At 46.0% G+C, this 18,182-nt stretch carries 16 protein-coding genes; 3 read left to right on the plus strand and 13 right to left on the minus strand.

Features of this window, described 5'->3' with window-relative positions; translation table 11 throughout:
• A complete protein-coding gene (locus AC1DYT_RS06865) occupies positions 1–672 on the plus strand; it encodes a hypothetical protein (RefSeq protein WP_477468894.1) in 672 nt (223 codons plus the stop codon).
• Positions 673–694: 22 nt separating this feature from the next.
• On the plus strand, positions 695–1,306 hold the full coding sequence (locus tag AC1DYT_RS06870) for a DUF4199 domain-containing protein (protein WP_477468895.1): 612 nt from the start codon (positions 695–697) through the stop codon (positions 1,304–1,306).
• Positions 1,307–1,409: 103 nt separating this feature from the next.
• Here the strand turns inward: AC1DYT_RS06870 and AC1DYT_RS06875 are convergent, their stop codons facing one another.
• The 12 genes from AC1DYT_RS06875 to AC1DYT_RS06930 all read right to left on the minus strand — a co-directional run bounded on the left by AC1DYT_RS06875 (position 1,410) and on the right by AC1DYT_RS06930 (position 15,739).
• Entirely contained in the window at positions 1,410–1,748 is a 339-nt protein-coding gene (locus AC1DYT_RS06875) for a hypothetical protein (protein WP_477468896.1), read from the minus strand.
• A 199-nt stretch (positions 1,749–1,947) separates the two neighbouring features.
• Entirely contained in the window at positions 1,948–4,161 is a 2,214-nt protein-coding gene (locus AC1DYT_RS06880; protein WP_477468897.1) for a M56 family metallopeptidase, read from the minus strand.
• Between the two features lie 11 nt (positions 4,162–4,172).
• Complete coding sequence (locus tag AC1DYT_RS06885; RefSeq protein WP_477468898.1) at positions 4,173–4,529, minus strand: BlaI/MecI/CopY family transcriptional regulator; 357 nt, start codon at positions 4,527–4,529, stop codon at positions 4,173–4,175.
• Positions 4,530–4,715: 186 nt separating this feature from the next.
• A complete protein-coding gene (locus tag AC1DYT_RS06890; RefSeq protein ID WP_477468899.1) occupies positions 4,716–5,243 on the minus strand; it encodes a DinB family protein in 528 nt (175 codons plus the stop codon).
• Between the two features lie 237 nt (positions 5,244–5,480).
• Positions 5,481–6,782 carry a DEAD/DEAH box helicase gene (locus AC1DYT_RS06895; RefSeq protein WP_477468900.1) on the minus strand — a complete coding sequence of 434 codons (1,302 nt, stop codon included), beginning with the start codon at positions 6,780–6,782 and terminating at the stop codon, positions 5,481–5,483.
• Between the two features lie 354 nt (positions 6,783–7,136).
• Positions 7,137–7,553, minus strand: a complete 417-nt coding sequence (locus AC1DYT_RS06900; RefSeq protein ID WP_477468901.1) for an L-rhamnose mutarotase — start codon at positions 7,551–7,553, stop codon at positions 7,137–7,139.
• Positions 7,554–7,560: 7 nt separating this feature from the next.
• Positions 7,561–8,925 carry an alpha-L-fucosidase gene (locus AC1DYT_RS06905; protein WP_477468902.1) on the minus strand — a complete coding sequence of 455 codons (1,365 nt, stop codon included), beginning with the start codon at positions 8,923–8,925 and terminating at the stop codon, positions 7,561–7,563.
• Positions 8,926–8,960: 35 nt separating this feature from the next.
• Entirely contained in the window at positions 8,961–10,304 is a 1,344-nt protein-coding gene (locus tag AC1DYT_RS06910) for a BamA/TamA family outer membrane protein (RefSeq protein WP_477468903.1), read from the minus strand.
• A gap of 229 nt (positions 10,305–10,533) precedes the next feature.
• Positions 10,534–12,201 carry a T9SS type B sorting domain-containing protein gene (locus AC1DYT_RS06915; protein WP_477468904.1) on the minus strand — a complete coding sequence of 556 codons (1,668 nt, stop codon included), beginning with the start codon at positions 12,199–12,201 and terminating at the stop codon, positions 10,534–10,536.
• Positions 12,202–12,297: 96 nt separating this feature from the next.
• Positions 12,298–12,963, minus strand: coding sequence for a Type 1 glutamine amidotransferase-like domain-containing protein (locus AC1DYT_RS06920; RefSeq protein WP_477468905.1), 666 nt, complete (start codon positions 12,961–12,963; stop codon positions 12,298–12,300).
• Between the two features lie 105 nt (positions 12,964–13,068).
• Positions 13,069–14,595: an ATP-binding protein gene (locus tag AC1DYT_RS06925; RefSeq protein ID WP_477468906.1), complete on the minus strand. Its 1,527-nt coding sequence runs from the start codon at positions 14,593–14,595 to the stop codon at positions 13,069–13,071.
• Positions 14,596–14,611: 16 nt separating this feature from the next.
• A complete protein-coding gene (locus AC1DYT_RS06930) occupies positions 14,612–15,739 on the minus strand; it encodes an FIST signal transduction protein (protein WP_477468907.1) in 1,128 nt (375 codons plus the stop codon).
• Positions 15,740–15,943: 204 nt separating this feature from the next.
• Between AC1DYT_RS06930 and AC1DYT_RS06935 the strand changes: the two genes are divergently transcribed.
• On the plus strand, positions 15,944–16,480 hold the full coding sequence (locus AC1DYT_RS06935; protein WP_477468908.1) for a glycosyl-4,4'-diaponeurosporenoate acyltransferase CrtO family protein: 537 nt from the start codon (positions 15,944–15,946) through the stop codon (positions 16,478–16,480).
• Positions 16,481–16,553: 73 nt separating this feature from the next.
• Here the strand turns inward: AC1DYT_RS06935 and AC1DYT_RS06940 are convergent, their stop codons facing one another.
• The gene (locus AC1DYT_RS06940) at positions 16,554–18,149 is read right to left on the minus strand and encodes a hypothetical protein (protein WP_477468909.1); all 1,596 of its coding nucleotides are present in this window, start codon (positions 18,147–18,149) and stop codon (positions 16,554–16,556) included.
• Positions 18,150–18,182 lie beyond the last annotated feature (33 nt).

The following is an 18,182-nucleotide window of genomic DNA, read 5'->3' on the forward strand; positions in this document are numbered from 1 at the left end:
ATGACTGACCCGAAAGTAAGCAAAGCCCTTAGCGGCGCATTACAGGCTTTCACCGCATATGACGGCTTTGACGCTGTTGCTCTTAACGCCAAATTCGAAACGCTTTTTTCTTCCGATGATGATTTCATGAAAAAAGTTGATTCCCTCGATGAGATTTTCGATGACAACCCGAAGCTGGAAGAATTGCACGAAGTATTCTTCGATTTGCTGATGGTGAACTTTTTTAGTGAAGATGTAAAGAAGCTGGAAGACGATTACCTGGATACCCCAGAATGGGAAAAGATAGAAGAGCAAACGCTGGATAGAGGTACCGAACTACTTAACCTGCTGCTGTATCTTAACGAATGCGAAGACGAAGGGATAGACCCCGAGCTGGACGATTACCTGAAAGAGTTTTTGCTGGTAGACGAGGACGAGTTTCAGGACGAGTACCGCATTTACGAACCGGTAATTGCCAACCAGATACTGATTGAAAGCCCCGCCGCCGAAATAGCGAAGGTGGCCGGCACGCTGGACGACGACTCGGAACTGAAAGAGTTGTTTTACCCGATGATGTGCTTTTTCCAAAACACGGAGCCTGATGCATCCGAAGAGAAAAATATTGCAGATAATGCCGTTGCGCCGGCTTTTGATATGGCGGTACTGGCTATTTTAACAAGCTTTAATTCATAAAGAAAATAAACCATTAACCATCATGAGCGAAGAATTTGACAAACAACTAAAAAGCCAGAGCCTTAAAAAAGGCCTTATTTTAGGAATAATACTAGGCGTGCTTGGTATTCTTTCGTTTTATTTTATGACCACCATGGCCACATCTATGATGCTGGTAATTCTTGGGCCAATATTGCTGTCTGTAATTATCCCTATCGTTATTTCCGTCCTTTTTTGCAGCGACCTTCGCAAAACTATCGGTGGATACTGGAATTTTAAGCAAGCAGTGACCGGCATTTTTATTATGTTTTTTGCGGCGTACCTGGTAAGTTATATCATTAGCAGCGTGCTGTTTGCCAAAATTATCGAGCCTGATATGGTTGATAAAATGGAAGCAGCAATGGTAAACGTAACTACTACGATGTTAGAGAAAAGCAATGCGGACCAGGCAGCTATAGATAAGCAGATGGATACAGTGCACCAGCAGTTTCAAGATCAAAAAAATGCTACCATTGGAAAGCAGATACAATCCATAGCAATCGGCATTATCTTCGTATTTGTTTTTGCGCTGATTTTTGCCGCCATCTTTAAAAAAGAGCGCCCATTATATCTTAGCGATACCGATGGGATAGACCCAACGGTAACCGAAGTTTAACCCAAACGCTATATATAAATACAAGCAAACAGGCCCCGGTTTTGTCGGGGCCTGTTTGTTTATGATTGATTTTTTTGGGGATGTGCGTTGATTCCTGGGGCTGTTACTCCAGGCAGTCGATAGCGGTACCTACTGCTTTTAGCAGTTTGGCATCCATATCCTGGCCAAGCAGTATTAACCAGTTATTTCCCTGGCGTTGCAGCCAATGGGTACTGGTACCCTGGTTAAGGCTGCAGGGCATCACCACTTTATACATGGCTTCTTTACCTGCATAAATCACTTTCATTACCTTGGTGCGGTATGCTTTGTGCAAATAAGTGAACGATATACCGAATATCTTGGATGTGGCTACCTTGCTATTCGGGTTTTCGCTTACGCTACCTTGCGCGTTAACAACGGTTAATTGAACGTCGGCGGGGTTTTGGTATGCTGAGATAGACATATTTTGATATTTTTTATTAGATCTTGGGAATCGCAACTTGTTAATCAAAATCCCTGCCATATATTATCCCTGCATAAAAACGCATAAAAACGAAAATTCACCGCCTTATTTATGCTACACTACCGTATAAAAATAAAACAGCGGGCCGGGCAATGTTGATTTGCCCGGCCCGCTGCTAATTAACTATATAAAGTTTAAACTATTTGGCTTTTTTGGTGAAGATGTAAACTACCCCGTATTTGGCTTTGCTGCCGTATTTTTTTACGGTGTCGGCATCAGATGAGGTGCTCATCCGGTCGATATCGAAGGCCGACAGCTTTTTTAGGTCGTTTTCAGTCGCTTCTTTGCCATCGATGATGATGAGTTTATCAGATATGCGGCTGATGTTTTTATCATTGTAAAACAGGTTGCCTTGTAAGGCGCGCACCTCTACCACATCGGGGCTACCGGCAACGGCCCGGCCATATACTTTTACATTGCTAAGCTTACGGTTTACGTCTGCCGATTTATAGGTGAGCGCTCTTACCTGCACGTTATTTATGGTAGCGGCATCGCCGGTCAGCTGATTCAGCCTTACCGTGCCACCGCCTTTTAGTACGATAACCGAGTCTATCTCCCTTGGCGAAAGGCCACCATAAACGATATTATCGTTTCCATTGATTGTTACCCGTGTAAGTTTTTTGGTGGGTTTGCCTGCCCGGGCAATAACAATGGAGTCGATTTGGCGTGGCCTCAAGTCGCTGCCTACCTTCATCAGTCTTCCGTTCACGCTAATGCCCGTTACCCTTATATCGTTGAACTGTTCGGCCAGTAGCCTGCCTTTGTCAGAGTCGTTGGTGGCAATAAAGAGTATCTTGCTGTTAGGTTTAAAATTCATGCTGTCGAAATCGTTCAGCATGGTTTTGGCCACCTCGGCCGTTACGATGTTCACCGATACTATTTTGTTAGGGTCGATCTTATTAAACTCATCTATGGTAATCTTCTTCCCGTTTAACACATAGTTCAATGAATCCAACAGGCTGATATTGTTTACGGTATAAACCATCTTGAACTTTTGAATCGTATCGGTACTAAACCTGATAATGGTATCTTTTTTTTCTCCTGTTCGTATCAGTAAGCGACCTATTTGGTTATTGAGGCTATTTATTTCTGTGGTGCTTATCTTGTTTACCTTTATTTTTTTTTCTGCCAGCAGCCTTAATAGTTTATTCTTTAAAGTGATGCCTTCGGCAGAATTACGGGTTGTTGCAAACCCAACCTTACGTTTGCCATCGCCCATATTAAAATACTTTTTGGCATCTTTCCCGTCCAGCATAAAAATGCTCTCTGTATCATCGTTAAAATGTACTTTATCAAAATCCACTTTAATGCCGTTGATGTAATAAACATAAGCGGGAGAATTATTTTCAATTCTTAACCTGGTTTTGTTTTTATCTGATTCATCTATTTTAAGGCTGAGTGATTCGGGCAGTACGGAGTTCAGCTTATCTGTAATGGTATTGCTGATTACATGGTAAGCCTTTTCGCTACCTTTTTTTACCGTGGCTGCGTTAGAGAAACTGAATATCAGCAGCAATGCCACGGCGGGCATTATAAATGCGTAGCGGGTAAGGTTTACCCTCGAAGATCTTTTTGCGTTCATCATGATTATGCGTTTTTTGATGGTGGAGATATTGAAGTGGTTTACGATGCCCGGCGTGCTGGCGTTGAAGCTTACGTTCACCAGGCTGTATTGGTAGGCTTTGGTATCGATGCCTTTGTTGAGGATCTTACGGTCGGTAATAAATTCTATGTTTTCGCGCACGGCCTTTTTCATGAGCCAAACGCCCGGGTTGAACCAGTAGAAGATGCTGCTAAGTTCGGCCAGCAAAATATCCAGCGTGTGCCAACCGTTTACGTGCACCTGTTCATGCAGCAGGATGGCTTTCAGGTCGGCAGCGGAATGATTGGCCGGGTTTACATATATGCTGCGCCAGAAGGAGAAAGGGGCAGCCTCGCCACTGATGAGCCTTACATCGTGGTTCATGATGCTGGCCGCAGTGGACCGGCGGTGGAGCTTAACCAGCGAAAACAACTGCACCAGCAAGCGTATGCCCAGCAGTGCCGCGCCCGCCCAGAACGCCATGGCTGCCCATTGCCAGTAATCGGGCTGGGAGAGGGGTTTTACCAGTTTTGCTGCCGGTGCCTGCCAGTTAAGTATTACGGTTTGCACAGGCAGGGCAATATTCTCGTGCCGCTGCGCAAACGCCGTAAGGTCTATCTTAGGATAGATGCTGGCGAAGATGATGGCCGTTATTAAATAAACCCTGTTGAGCGTATAAAAAGTGAGGTGGCGTAGCACCAGGTAATAGCCGGCGCAAAACAGCAGCAGGGCCATGTTCACTTTAAATAAAAAAACAAATAAGGTTGGCATCGCTATAAGTTTTAAGGTTTTTCTATCAGTTTGATGATTTCTTTCAGGTCGCTGGCGCTTATTTTTTTGTCGTTGGCAAAAAAGGTAACCAGGTCTTTATAAGAATTTTGGAAGTAATCGCTCACGAAACCGCTCATGAAGCGTTTCTTGTACTCCTCTTCCTTTATGGCCGGCGTGTAGCGGTACGAGTTACCGAATTTTTCGCTTTTTAAAAACCCCTTGTTTTCCAGATTTTTTACGGTTGATGCCAGGGTGGTGTAAGGGGGCTTAGGCTCGTTAATCAATTCTAAAAAATCTCTTATAAAACCGGCTCCCGACTGCCAGGCCGCCTGCATGGCTTCTTCTTCCTGTTGTGATAATTTCTCCATCTTTCTACGATTATTTCGTAAATCTACGATTATTTCGTAATAAACCAAATTAATTAACAAATTTTAACAAATAACCAGGCGCAAACCAGCGACTTACGAGGATGAGACGAAATTCAAATCACCCTAAAACAAAAAATGCTGCCCCGGTTATCCCGAAGCAGCATTCTTATATCTGTTCTTTATCGTTTAGAAAAGCATTTCGTTTGGCGGGGCGATGCCTTTTAAGCGGAAGTAGATAGTGCTTTGCCCACGGTGGTGGGTTTGGTGCTCAAATGCTTTGGCCAACAGCAAACCGCGCGATGATTTCATGGTGCCGCGCATGGTAACCACTTCGGCTAGTTGTGCATCGGTCATGCCTTGTATGGTTGCTATGGCAAAATCGTAGCTATCTAAAACCGCCTTGGTGGTGGCTTCCTTAGTTTGGGCTATGGTTTTTTCCACTGATACGTCTTTGCCAAGCGGGCTATCTTTACCGCTCGCTGTGGTTAAAAAGAAGTAATTGGCATCGGCCAGGTGCAAAAATTGTTGGGCAAAGGTGCGGGTTTCCGGCGTTGCCTTAAAGGTGAAGCCGTCGGCAGGCATGGCATCCAGGTAAGCTTTGGTGTAAGCCTTGGCGCGGGTCCATTCGGCAATGGTTTGTTCGCGGGTAATTTGCGCAATGGCGACCGTACAGGTAAATACGATTACCGTAAGCAATAGTGATAATTTTTTCATGATGGTTTTAATTTAGTGGTGCTAAGATAGGCTTATTTAGATAAAATAGGCAGGGCTTTGTATTAAGCTTTGGTTATGAATACGCCAATGCCTAAATAGGATGCCGGCTAAAAAAAAGGAAAATAATTTATGGAATTGTAGCGGATACTGCATCCTACGGTTGAACTTCAAAATAGTTCAACCTAAACCATATCGCAAGATTTAATTGGAGAATGGGCCGCGTGTTGGGGCGCGGCCTTACTTCGATACCTCTATCTTAACCTTTTTCCCTTTTATCTTCTCGTTTTTTACCAAGGCCACAACCCGTTCGGCACGTACCCGTTTTACGGCAGCGTAAGAAGAGAAATCTAAAACTTCGATGAGGCCGAGGTCTTCTTTATCCAATTCGCCTTTTTTTAGCAGGAGGCCTACTATGTCTACCTTGTTTACCTTATCCTTTTTGCCGGCGGCCAGGTAAAGCGTAGCCCATGGCGAGGGCGGTGGGATGACGATTTCGCCCGATAAGTCTTCGGTTTCGGGTAAGCCTCTGAGGTAGGTAGGCTGTTCGCCGGGCGATAACAGCAGGTATGAGGTACCGGTGGCATGCATGCGCGCGGTGCGGCCGTTGCGGTGGGTAAAGGCTTCTTCGGTATGAGGCAATTGGTAATGTATCACATGCTCAATCTCGGGGATATCCAACCCGCGCGAGGCAAGGTCGGTAGTGATGAGGATGCGATGGCTGCCATTTCGGAATTTGATTAGCGCGCGTTCGCGGTCGTCCTGCTCCATGCCGCCGTGAAAGATATCGTTGGGCAGGCCGTTATCCCAAAGCGTATCGCTGATGCGTTCTACGGCCTCGCGGTGGTTACAGAACACCAGCGTGGGCTTATCGCCAATTTTGCAGATGAGCGCAAACAGGGCCTCTAACCGGTCGGCCGGTTCAGCTATTATTATTTTTTGCAGCAGGTTGGGTGCTGCTGCGGTATTGTCGAGATAGTTAAGCCTGATGGGTTTGTTGATACCGGTGAAGCGGGGTATCTCGTCCATCTGGGTAGCCGAGGTGAGGATGCGTTTCCTTACGCTGCGCAACTGGCCTATGATATAGCTCATATCCTCCTGGAAACCAAATTCCAGCGCTTTATCGAACTCGTCCAAAATAAGCGTGGTGATAGTATCGGTACTAAAACTTTCGCGGCGCAGGTGGTGGGCAATACGGCCCGGCGTGCCAACTAAAACTGCCGGCGGCTGCGAGAGGTTTTTTACCTCTGTGCGCACGGGGTGGCCGCCGTAGCAACAATTTACCTTGAAACCGCTGCCCATGCTGCGGAAAACCTGCTCTATCTGCAAGGCTAATTCGCGCGATGGTACCAGTATTAATACCTGTACGGTTGATACGCCGGCATCCAGCAAGCCCAGCAATGGCAACAAAAACCCAAGCGTTTTGCCCGATCCGGTGGGCGACAGTAATATCACGTCGCCTTTTTCGGCGGCAGCTATGGCAGCTACCTGCATGGGGTTGAGGGTATCGATTTTAAGGTTTTGGAGCGCTTGCTGTATCATATGGGTAACTGAAGGAACGGCAAAGATACGCTAAATGGGTGGGTTGTTGCCCAAGGGGCCTGGCTTTACCGTAGCGATGGGTTTCAAATCTTAATAGTCGTTTCATATCGCTCGTATATTTGACTCACCCCGGCCCGCATGCGCGGGCGTCGACCCTCTCTGCTTCGCAAAGAGGGTGAAGAAATTAGAAAAAACAAACTGAAGCTAAAACCCTCTTTGCGTAGCAGAGAGGGTGGTCGAGCGAAGCAAAGACCGGTCCGAAGGACTCTTATGGAGGGGAGTCGACTCGCGACGAAGCCATAACCGCATGCTGTCGAACACCAAAGTTTTCAAATCTATCGCCACGGTAAAAACTTAATTGGCGTGGAACACTTCTTCCATATCGCTCCATATTTTTCTTTTTGCAGCAGCATCGGGCAGGGGGATTTGCGTGGGGTCGGTTTCTTGCCACCATTTTCGGGTGATGCTATCGGCGGCCATTTTTTTCATATCTGCACCAAAGTCGTCGCCTGTGTATTCGAAATAGCTGAACAGGTAGGGCTTGCCATCAACCTGTTTAATATAGATGGAGTAGTTGCGTATGTTGCATTCTTTGATTTTTTTGAGGACAGCAGGCCAGACGTGCGCGTGCAGGTATTTGTACTGTTCAACCTTATCCGGTTTTAAGCCGGTAATACTGGCATAACGTTTAGCCGGATGGTTGCAGGGCACATGGTTATAAGCCGCTACGCAAACAATAATGATGAGCAATACAATTATAAATACCTTCACTGCCTTATTACTTTATAACCGGGATATTTTCCGCGTTTTGATTCAGTTCTAAAACCACCACATTGCTATTGTCATCAGGCAATTTTGCCGGTAGGGTGATTTGTATAGAGCCGCCCGTTTGGTTCATTTTGACCGCTTTACCGTTGAACAAATAAGCATTGTTGATAACCACGTCGGGTATAGCGGGAAGGCTTACCATACCATTAGCGGCATTGAACACATGCAGATAAATTTTATTGCCTTTCCGGGTGGCAGCAAAATTATCGTTCGGCGCAAAAGGGCCGCCTTTGGTGCCGTAGATGCTGCTGCCGTAGGTTTTCATCCAAAGGCCTATTTCCTTTAGGCGGCTTATTTGTCGGCCTTCCATCCGCCCGTCCATCATCGGCCCCACATTGAACAGCAGATTGCCATTGCCGGCCGCCGTTTTCACCAGCGTTTGTATGCATTCTTTAAGCGACTTCATCTGGTCGTTGGGTTTCCAGGCCCATTGCTGGCAAATAGTGATACAGCTTTCCCAGGGCTCGTTCATATTTAGCTGACCGATGCGTTGCTCTGGCGTAAGGTAATCTCCAACCGATTCGTTATTCAGCACCTCGCTCACTTTGCCAAGCCGGTTATTTACCAATATATTGGGGTTTAGGCTTTTGATATAGTCATAAATTTCCCGCCCGTCGGCATTCGTCCATGGTTTTTCCCAATACCCATCAAACCAAAGCAAGTAGGGGTCGTATTTGGTAATTAATTCTTTAAGCTGCCCCTTCATCCGTGCCTTAAAGGCAGGCATATTGCCCTTTGCGTTTTTGGTAGAATCGTAAGGGTTGTGGATGGGGTAGTCGGCATCGTGCCAATCAAGCACGGTGCAGTAAATGCCGAAGGTAATGCCCTGCTTTTTGCAAGCCTTGGATAGCTCGGCAACGATATCGCGCTTAAACGGCGAATGCATAACACTATAAGTAGAGAACGCAGTCGGCCACAGGCAAAAGCCATCGTGGTGCTTTGCCGTAATCACCAGGTATTTCATCCCTGCATCTTTAGCGGCTTTTACCCAGATATCGGCATTAAACAGCACGGGGTTGAATTCTTTATAAAGGCTGTCGTAATCGGCCCGCGCTACTTCTTTATTGCGGCTCCAGCCAATTTCGGTACCCCTTAATGTTACCGGCCCAAAATGGATGAACATACCGAAGCGTTTTTCCATAAACCCCGGCATGCGGGCTTTTTGCTTTTGCTGGGCAAAGCCCTGCATAGAAATGATGAACAGTAAACAGGCAACAAAATATCTTTTGGCAAGCATCATGGCAGATTTATATCCTACAAAATTGGTTGGAATAAAAATAGCGGGCTTGCTTATCGGCGCAAATGGATAATCCAAATAAGATAATGGATAATACAGCGGGGCAGGTAAATCTAAAACGCCTCGTTCAACCCTAAGAAGAACCCCCTTGCGCCGTATTTGCCCCAGGCATAATCAAGGCATAAATTGGTGCGGGTGGCTTTATTGAACAGTACGCGCAAGCCGCCGCCTGCTCCGGGCTGCCAAACTTTAAAGATTTGAGTGCCGGCTTCGTCGTTGGCGGTTTGCAGGTTAAAGAATGCCACGCCGCTTAGGAATTTGTTGCGGGTTATCGGGAACCGGTATTCGGCCTCGGAGTAATTGTACTGCGTGCCCTTAAAATACTGTGTAACATAGCCCCGCCCGCTGCGGAAGGCGCCGTCTTTAGCAGTGCCGGGCAGTTCGAGGTAAGGCACATTGCCTGTTATTAAATACGAACCCCAGTTCCACAGCGCGATAACATGCTCGGGGTGGCTGGAGGATAGGCTGAAGTACTTCCTGAAATCTGTTATGAATTGTACCGAGTTTTTAGAGCTAGCCATCCAGGTTTGGTTGATGCGGAAGCCGGCATCGGCATAAATGCCTTTGTAGGGCCGATTCTGGTTATCGCGCGTAGTGTACTGCACGTTGAACAGCAAGCCGTTTGCCCGATAATGGTCGTTATCAAAACCGTGCCTCTCGTTATAGATGCTGTAGGGCGTAGCACCTACGGACTTTGTGTCTTCTATTTTACTGCGGATATCGAACGACACCCCTGCACCCACAAATAGATTCTTCTGAACCTCTTTATAAACCTTTTCGCGCAGATTGAAATATAGCGAATGCAAGGCCCTGCCTTTACGCGCCGCGTTGGCCAGGGTTTGGTCATCCGCACTTCCATTATTGGCTTCGGCTATGCCCAGCCCAAAATCGGGCGAGACGGTTTTGGCGGCCACCAGGTTGCCCTGGAAATTCCAGGCGTTGCCGGGCGTGTAAACGTTATGGTTTACATAAAAATAAATGATGCCTTTGGTGGTGATAGAGGCGGAGGTTGCTGCTACAGAAAGTAGCGTGTTTGGGTCGTCGCCAAACTTGCGGCCGGCTACGGCTTTGATACCCAATTGCGAGCCGATACTGGGGTTGGAAGCGATATTGGGTATGATGGTTATGCCTGATGGTTTCTTGAATACAGTATCCGGCTTGCGCTTGGGATGAAAGATATCCTTAAACAAATCGGCGATATCATACTGCCTGGCCAGCTCGGCTTGCTGCTGGTTGTTTTGCTGCTTTAATTGCAACGATTTCATTTTTGCGCTCTTTACGGTATCGGCAGGGGTGGGCTGCACCTGTGCGGAAGCAGCTCCACACAAACTTAAAAATAGTACTGTTAACAGTATTGCTGCAATATTTGGGTATGTATTTATATGTTGGTTTTTCAAGTCGGAGCAATTTAAATGGCTGCTGTTAACCAGCACGCAATTTTTTAAACCTACAAAAGCTCAAAAATGTTTTGAATAGGAACGGGAAGCCCAACTCTATCTATCGCCCTTGTTATGCCAAAAGCATTTTATTGCTGCGCGTAGTTCTGGCGGCGATTCGAATTCCTGGTGCTGCATGGTTAAAGGTAGGGAAATTGTACCGGGCATGATAAAAAATACAATACCAAACCTACCTGATGAGCGTGATAAAAGAAGACTCGCTCACCTTTTTATGTTTATAATTATCATAACCCTCATACACCCAATAATAGGTACCGATACTTGCCTGCTGCCCCTTGATGCGCCCATCCCAGGTTTGCGTTTTGTTTGTAGTATGGAATATGAGCGATCCGTTGCGGTTGTATATGCTCAAGCCATTAAACAATACGTATCCGGTAGATGTTACGGCAAAATAATCGTTTATGCCGTCGCCATTAGGCGTAAAGGTATTGGGCGCGGTTATGTTAAAGGGGGCAGGCGGCTGCACAGTAACAACAACCGGCTGGATATTTACGCAGCCTTCGGTGCTTTCTGCTTTTATAAAGTACGTTCCGCTGGTTTGCACGGATGCGTAATCCGAGACTGGTATAGTGGCCGCTTCGTTTGTATAATAACCATAAGTTACAGATAGTTGCGGCGTAAAGCTTCGGGATAAATCGACGGTAGCAGGGAAGGTTACCACTGCTGGGTTGCTAACCGCCAGCCCGGGCAAGGCGAAAGTAATGGTTACAGGCAGCAGGTTGCTGCATCCGCCGGGGTTTGTTGCCCTGATATAGTAAAGGCCTGCCTCGGTAATATGATCCGGCGAGGGTAAGTATTCAAATGCATCTGTAAGGTAATCAAACTTCAGGCCCGGGCTGCTCCCGGCGGTTACGCTGGCCTTTGTAAGGTCTATAGCGGTGCCCGGGCAACCTGCTATCGTTCCTTTCGCCACAAATTTAAATTCGGCATTGATATCTTGAACGGTAGTGTATAGCGTATCGGTGCAGCCAAGGCCATTATAAGGCGTTACTGTAACGGCTAATTTAGTTTGATCTGGCGGAGGCGGTATGGTTAAGTATTGGCCGGTGCCTATGGGCGTTTTAAAATCGGCCGTTGACCAGGAGTAGCTGGCAAAGCCAGGTGGGGCTGATAAGGTAATGGCTGGTTGGTTTGCGCAATAGTTATTGCCTTCTATCGCTGCGCCTATATTTTCGTTCACATCAATATAAGCGTAGCCAAAATGCTGACCGAAAAAGCAGTGGTTTACCGTAAACTCTAACCTTATCTCTTTATTGGCCAGCCCCTTGAGATTGATGGTGGCCGACGACCAGGGTTTAACAAACACGCTATCGTTCACCAATTTGAAACCCGGCAAGTTTACCGAGGAAATGAAATCGAACGAAGGGCAGGCCAGATATTTATCATCGGTAACGTTATAAATCTTCACAGTGAAACGCGGCTGCTGGTTAGGCTCGTGCCCTGGGCTCACTAACACCACAGCGTAATTAAAGATAATGCTGCTTGAGCCGGTTGGCGGCACCTTAAGTTTGTATGACATCTGCTGCGCCCTGTTGCCATATAAGGTGTTGCCCAGTTTTACGCTGTATTTGCCGCCGTTCGGCGAAAAGATGGAAAAACCACCGTAATCATCTTTCAGCTCCGATTGGTCTTTCTTCAACATCGTAAAGCTATTCGGGTCGGCAAAGGCGTTGTAGGCGGTTATGCTGCCATCGGCCTCCAGCTTGCCTATTGCAAAATCCCAGTTATCGAAGTTGCCTTTTTCGAACCCGATATTTTCCTGCGCAGATGATAGCGACGACAAAAATATCGTAACGGCGATCAGGTAAATAATCAATACACCTTTTGTACTAAACATCTAAAGGGGGCAGGCTTATTATAATGGCAAAAACCGGACATAAAACGCCAGCGCGAATAACCGGATGTTGTAAATTTAGCCAAAAATACCTAAATCTCAGGGCGTAAATAGTTTCCAATTTCCCTCTGAGATGACTTCTACAGCATCATCAATTACTTTAATGGCGGTTTGGTCATCTATGGCGTAAGACGGCATGGGTAGGGTAGCGGCGAGTTTTTGGATATTGGCCAGGGAATTGCTCGGGAACCATTCATGATCCAGATGCGGATGGATAGCGAAATTAAGCAGGTTGAGCGATCTATCGCTTTCTGCCGGTAGCGTATGGTTGCCGTAGGTGGTTCCATAATGTGTCATGATCATGCTGCCTGCACTAAGGCCGACATAAACTATCTTCTTTAATAACGATGGCAACAAATCGGTCAGGCCGCATTGCTGCATCCAATAGCATAAGTACTGGCAATCGCCGCCGCCAACAAGCAAGGCATCGGTTTCCTGCAACATCGGTACCCAAAGCTCTTGTTTGATGCTGGGCAGGGCCGTTAGCTCCAGCACGCCCAGAGATTTCCAGCCCAACTGACAAAATGGATCGCCTAGGGTGCCGCTAATTACTTTTTGTATGATTTGGGCCCCGCCCGGTATGCCGTATATGGCCGTGGGCACAAAAAGCGCGCTGGATTCAGCAATCGGTTTGCCCAAAAGCCCGACCAATGCATTGTTGATACTTTTGTTGCTGATGCCGGCGGAGGTGAGGAGAAGTTTCATGGTTAACCCAAAGATAAACGATTAATACAACTGCTGTTAGGGGCATTTGGGACATATTATAAGCGGAATTACGACAATGGGCGTTGAAGTTCGCTTTAAAAATCCCTAAATTCCTGCTTTCGCGTACTGCGCTATTTTTCGATGAAGGTCGTCCGGATTAAAGGGCTTGCTCAGGTAATCATTCATGCCTACTACAAACGCCTGGTCCTTAATATCCAACATGGCCGAAGCGGTAAGCGCTACTATTGGCAGCTTTTTGTATTTCTCGCCGGGCAGGTTGCGTATGGCCGTGGTGGTTTGGTAGCCATCCATTTCGGGCATCTGCAAATCCATCAGCACCATATCATACTCATTGGTTTGCACAAGCGTTAACGCTATCTCGCCATTCTCGGCTACATCGCAATCTACATCCCAAAGCTTCATGAATTGTTTGGCCAGTATAACATTTATCTGGTTGTCCTCGGCTATCAGCAGCTTTACACCTTTAAGGCTTTTTGTTTCGAAACTGCTTTCCTTAACGGGTTTTGAGGTGAACTGCTTGTCGCTGTTCTTCATCTTAAGGCTGAAGTAAAAGGTAGATCCTTTGCCTACGGTACTCTCAACCTTTATTTCGCTTTCCATCAGTTCCAGTAGTTTTTTGGTAATGGTAAGCCCTAAGCCTGTACCTCCAAATTTGCGGGTGGTGTCTGAACTTGCCTGCGTGAAACTTTCAAAGATATTCTCTATTTTATCAGCCGCGATACCTATGCCTGTATCCGTTATTTCAAAGTCTATAACGGTATATTCGTCGGTGCGTTCATTCAGTGAAGCAGTGATAGTTACCTTGCCTTCTTTGGTGAATTTAACGGCATTGCTTATCAGGTTGGTTAATATCTGGCCAAGCCTTACCGGGTCGCCCTTAATAGCATTGGGTAATTCCTGGTCTATCAATAGTTTAATTTGGATATGTTTTTCCTGCGCTTTTTGCAGTAGGGCCAGGCGTATATTGCCCACCAGGTCTTTAATGCTGAAATCGGCTTCTTCAAATTCTACTCTGCCCGCTTCAATTTTGCTAAAATCCAGTATGTCGTTTATCAGCACTAATAAGTTTTCTGCCGAAAATTTCAACATGCCGAGATATTCCATCTGGTCCTCGCGGGGCTGCAATTGCAGCAACAGGTGCGTAAAACCAATAACCGCGTTCATCGGTGTGCGTATCTCATGGCTCATGGTTGATAGGAACTGGGCCTTCGTCAGCGCTGCCTTTTCGGCCACATCTTTCGAAATAATGAGCTGATTTTCCAATTCTTTAGCTTTTTCTATCTGTTTCTGCAAAAACTTGATTATCGTGATCAGGTCGTCGTCGCTATGGTGTTTTTCTGTAACAGCATCGCGCGATAAGGAGGCGATAGCCTTTTTTATCTCGGAGATAGATTTGTGTTTGATCTCATTTTCCTTAAGCAGAAAGTTGTTCACTTCCTGGTATTCGCGCTCGCTTACAGCAAAGGCATGTTCTGATAACTTTTTTGTTTTTTCGAAAGAGGCGTATGAGTTACTTACCGTTTCCAAAAAGCTCTTCATTACAGGGTCTTCCAGGTATTCGTCCGGAAGAAGTTTTTTTATCTGTTTACTTAAAACGTAGTGATATTCCATACGTGGTTCCTGTAGGCTAAAATTCTGTGAATGTGGTGATGGTCATAGTTTGGTTATGCAGTTCACATTGTACGCTATCGTTAAACGGAGATATTTCGCCATAGCTATAAAAACCGGTTATGGCGGTAGCATCGCCCAGTACTTCTTTGGCGGCTTCGAGCTCTTCGAACGTCCTTTCATGCAGGATGAGCTTGCGGCCCACGCAACTGATGAGCACGGCGAGGTCGGGTGCGCTTGCTTCTATCCCTGCAAAGTTGGCCGCTTTTGACGATGCTTCGATTATTTTATCGAAGTTGGCTTTCATCAACCTTACCTTGCTTCCTTCGGGCAGGTTACCGGCAAAAGTCATCGATTTTTGCTCTTCGTTTATACTCAAAATGGTGCGTACCACCTTTTGCCCATCTTTATGGCGTAAAGACAGGGGGAACAGCAATGCCGATCCTGGCAGTTCATCAACATAATCGCCCAGATATTCTTTATAAAGATCGAGTGCGTTTTTATTATCTATTTCGAACAATATATTTTGATTCGATTTGGTGATGGTGCGTTCCTGGCCAAACTCATCCCAACCGCCAACCGAGCCATGGCCTATGCGGATGTCCGTGCCGTAAAAACCGATAGCTATTACGTTTCCTTGCGATGGCGCTTCGTTTAAACCTGTTAGCGTCTTCTCAAAACGTGCAGCATCGCCGGCCAAACCACCGGTAACAGGTACGCGGTGCTTATTATCTTTATTGAGGCCGCTAACCAGTTCGCTGCCGTTGATAAAAGTACCGTCTGATATCACAAATACGCAGTTCAAATCCTCAGCAGCGAGTTTCTGCATTAAAAATAAGCCGGTATCAAAACTATTGACATGGTGTTTTATGTTGGTTTTGATACTTTTAATATTTGTTTTTTCAAATTCGATAGCGGTAACCACTGCGCTATCGTCGTAAACGGCATCGCCCAGTATTTCGCCGGCCGTTGATGAAAATGCGATATCCGCATGCGTATAGACTGACCGTAGATGCTTATAAATTTCGGGTTGGGTTATAACCGCAGGCGAACCGAATACCAATACCAACTGTGATTTTTCCGGCTCCAGGTCTGATGGTAGATCTACCCATCCGTTGTTTACGAAATGATGCTGTTTTGTTTTCATTACTCGGGTTTTTAATCAATGGCATTTGCTCAAGGGGGAGGGCAAATATATACGGTATAAATATATTCAAATATCACGATTGTAATATTAATATACTAAAAAGATACTTTGGTGATAAATAGCTAAGGGGCCGCATCCAAAATAAAAACCACTTATTATATTTGGGCTGTATGCGGCATCTGAGAATCGCTCCCTAATTAATAAATGAAAAAATCCTTAACCTTAACTTTAATTGCAATAGTTACGATTGCTTCCATTTATGCCTTGGTTAAATATATCAAAATGGATGGTCTTTCCTTCGCATGGTCGCTGAACTTTGTGTTGATGATATGGGTACTTGCTTTTACGGAAGCATTAAAAAGTAAGCTTACGTCTTCTTACTATAATGAAAAGGGATGGGAGCGGAGAGGGAAAATATACGAGCGTTTTGGGGTGAATTTTTTCAGGAAATTACTGGTGTGGATTGGCTGGGAGAAGCTAAATAAAAAAGCTAACCCTGTAGGGAAAAACACAGAAGCCCTGGCGAATTTGCATTATCAAACAAAAAAGAACGAACTGGGGCACCTCATTATTTTGTTTATCGTGCTGGGGTTTAATGCATTCGTTGCATTCAAATTCGGCGTTATCAAATCGTTGTGGTTACTTGTATTGAACGTGTTATTAAATCTTTACCCGATTTTATTGCAACGATACAACCGGCCGCGAATACAAAGAGCCCTGAATTTAAGTAATAGGAGATAACGGTGCCCGCATAGCATGGCCCAATCCCAAGGTTTTATGCAATAGATTATTGGCTGTTTATCTCAGGGGGTATCTACTTCGGGCTAATCGACATGCCATTTTTCTCACGGATAAGCTGAAAAAGATGATCGGGGCGTACGATTACATAATCCTCGTTAAGTGAATTAGCCACATTTTTAAAACTTGTTGGCGATACACCCTGCCAGGGCTGCGCCTGTATAATAACGAATCGTGGCGAAACCCTATCCCAACCAGCTGCTGCCCTGGCGATATGGTCTTTCATGGCCTGTTCGGTTGTGCAGTAGTTACAGGAAAGCGCCATCCCGGGCAAGGTGTTGTTATAGATGGTGAGCCCGCCTCCGGTGTTCTGGGCAGTTAAGCCAAGTAAGGATTTTGCCTGACCTGCATAAATCTTCCCAACATTAGGGTTGATACCGCCGGTAATCGTGTTCCAGATGGTGATTACCCGTAAACCAGCACGGTTATTATAGTCTTGGGTTTTAGTGACGAACTGTTTTAGCAAATTTTCATCAGTCCAGGTGTTAGGATAGGTATAACCATAGCCGGAAGGCCCGGAAATGAGATTGTCATTTTTAGTGGAAGTTTGATAAAAGTAGTTAAGTGCGCCGGGCATGGCGTCCAGCATAGCAGGCGACACGGTCCAACCCATCGCGACAGCGCCCCGGTCCGGGTTATCCCAAAGTTTACGCATCGCATGCTCTATAAATTGCAAATTGTCTCCATCGCTTAATATAAAGGCAACATAAATTTTGTTTTTGAGTGCCGGCTTTGGCGGAATTGGTTTTATATGTATGATTCGGGAGGTGCCGCTATGCACCGTTAGGTTGGTGCTCCAATCGCTTGCGATGGTTGCGATACCATATTTTGAGGCCCGCTCAATTCCCGGAGCTTCCTCAGGCCACCAGCCCATAAAGCTTGCACCGGGCGACATGGAAGACAAGAATTTGTTTAGCAGTTCACTTTCGCCAGCCACTTTTGGGTCGAGCCATATTACCGCAGCGCCTACTGCTATTGCATATTCGCGAAGAGCCGCTTTATGCACATCGGGGTTTAATCCGATTAGTAATCGGTGGTCGAAGTGTTCTTGATATATATCGTATATTGATTGATATATCCGCAGCTTACTGCTGAATTGCCCCCGCAAATCAACCAAGACGGGTAAATTAAACGGAGCGGCCGTTAATTTGGACAATAAAAGGGGCGAGGCAATTAAAGCACCTTTGCTTTTTGCAAGCACCGTAGCCAGGTTAATGGTATGTACCTGCGCGGAATCATAAACGATCAAACCCGAAATTTCACCCCGGTATTTGGTAATCAGGTCCCATTTGTCTGCAGGTTCAGTCCACTTCAAACCTAGCGACTTGAGCCAGGTATGTGGTCCTTCGGCTAAAGCATCACCTTCATAGGAGAGAATACGTGGCTTTTTGCGATTCACCAAACCCTTCAGCGAAGCAAACAGGTACATTTCTGCCGAGGAGTAAGGAGTACTATCGCGGAGCATGATCAAATCCTGTACCTGCGCAGGAGCCGGGAAAGATGGCAGCAGCTGACCAGCCGGCCATTTAACCTGGGCCATGGATGGTGTGATAAATAAACAGAAGAAAAGAAAATATGCAGCTTTGATCCTAAGCATGGTAATCAGTTTCATAGTCGGTTAAATGTGTCGGTAAAGTTCTGGTTT

It is taken from the genome of Mucilaginibacter sp. P1_D10 (genome assembly GCF_056406215.1).

Bases quoted from the DNA above. Each gene is read 5' to 3' on its own strand.
- AC1DYT_RS06865 (WP_477468894.1), top strand. From the start codon at position 1: ATGACTGACCCGAAAGTAAGCAAAGCCCTTAGCGGCGCATTACAGGCT.
- AC1DYT_RS06870 (WP_477468895.1), top strand. From the start codon at position 695: ATGAGCGAAGAATTTGACAAACAACTAAAAAGCCAGAGCCTTAAAAAA.
- AC1DYT_RS06875 (WP_477468896.1), bottom strand. From the start codon at position 1,748: ATGTCTATCTCAGCATACCAAAACCCCGCCGACGTTCAATTAACCGTT.
- AC1DYT_RS06880 (WP_477468897.1), bottom strand. From the start codon at position 4,161: ATGCCAACCTTATTTGTTTTTTTATTTAAAGTGAACATGGCCCTGCTG.
- AC1DYT_RS06885 (WP_477468898.1), bottom strand. From the start codon at position 4,529: ATGGAGAAATTATCACAACAGGAAGAAGAAGCCATGCAGGCGGCCTGG.
- AC1DYT_RS06890 (WP_477468899.1), bottom strand. From the start codon at position 5,243: ATGAAAAAATTATCACTATTGCTTACGGTAATCGTATTTACCTGTACG.
- AC1DYT_RS06895 (WP_477468900.1), bottom strand. From the start codon at position 6,782: ATGATACAGCAAGCGCTCCAAAACCTTAAAATCGATACCCTCAACCCC.
- AC1DYT_RS06915 (WP_477468904.1), bottom strand. From the start codon at position 12,201: ATGTTTAGTACAAAAGGTGTATTGATTATTTACCTGATCGCCGTTACG.
- AC1DYT_RS06920 (WP_477468905.1), bottom strand. From the start codon at position 12,963: ATGAAACTTCTCCTCACCTCCGCCGGCATCAGCAACAAAAGTATCAAC.
- AC1DYT_RS06925 (WP_477468906.1), bottom strand. From the start codon at position 14,595: ATGGAATATCACTACGTTTTAAGTAAACAGATAAAAAAACTTCTTCCG.
- AC1DYT_RS06930 (WP_477468907.1), bottom strand. From the start codon at position 15,739: ATGAAAACAAAACAGCATCATTTCGTAAACAACGGATGGGTAGATCTA.
- AC1DYT_RS06935 (WP_477468908.1), top strand. From the start codon at position 15,944: ATGAAAAAATCCTTAACCTTAACTTTAATTGCAATAGTTACGATTGCT.
- AC1DYT_RS06940 (WP_477468909.1), bottom strand. From the start codon at position 18,149: ATGAAACTGATTACCATGCTTAGGATCAAAGCTGCATATTTTCTTTTC.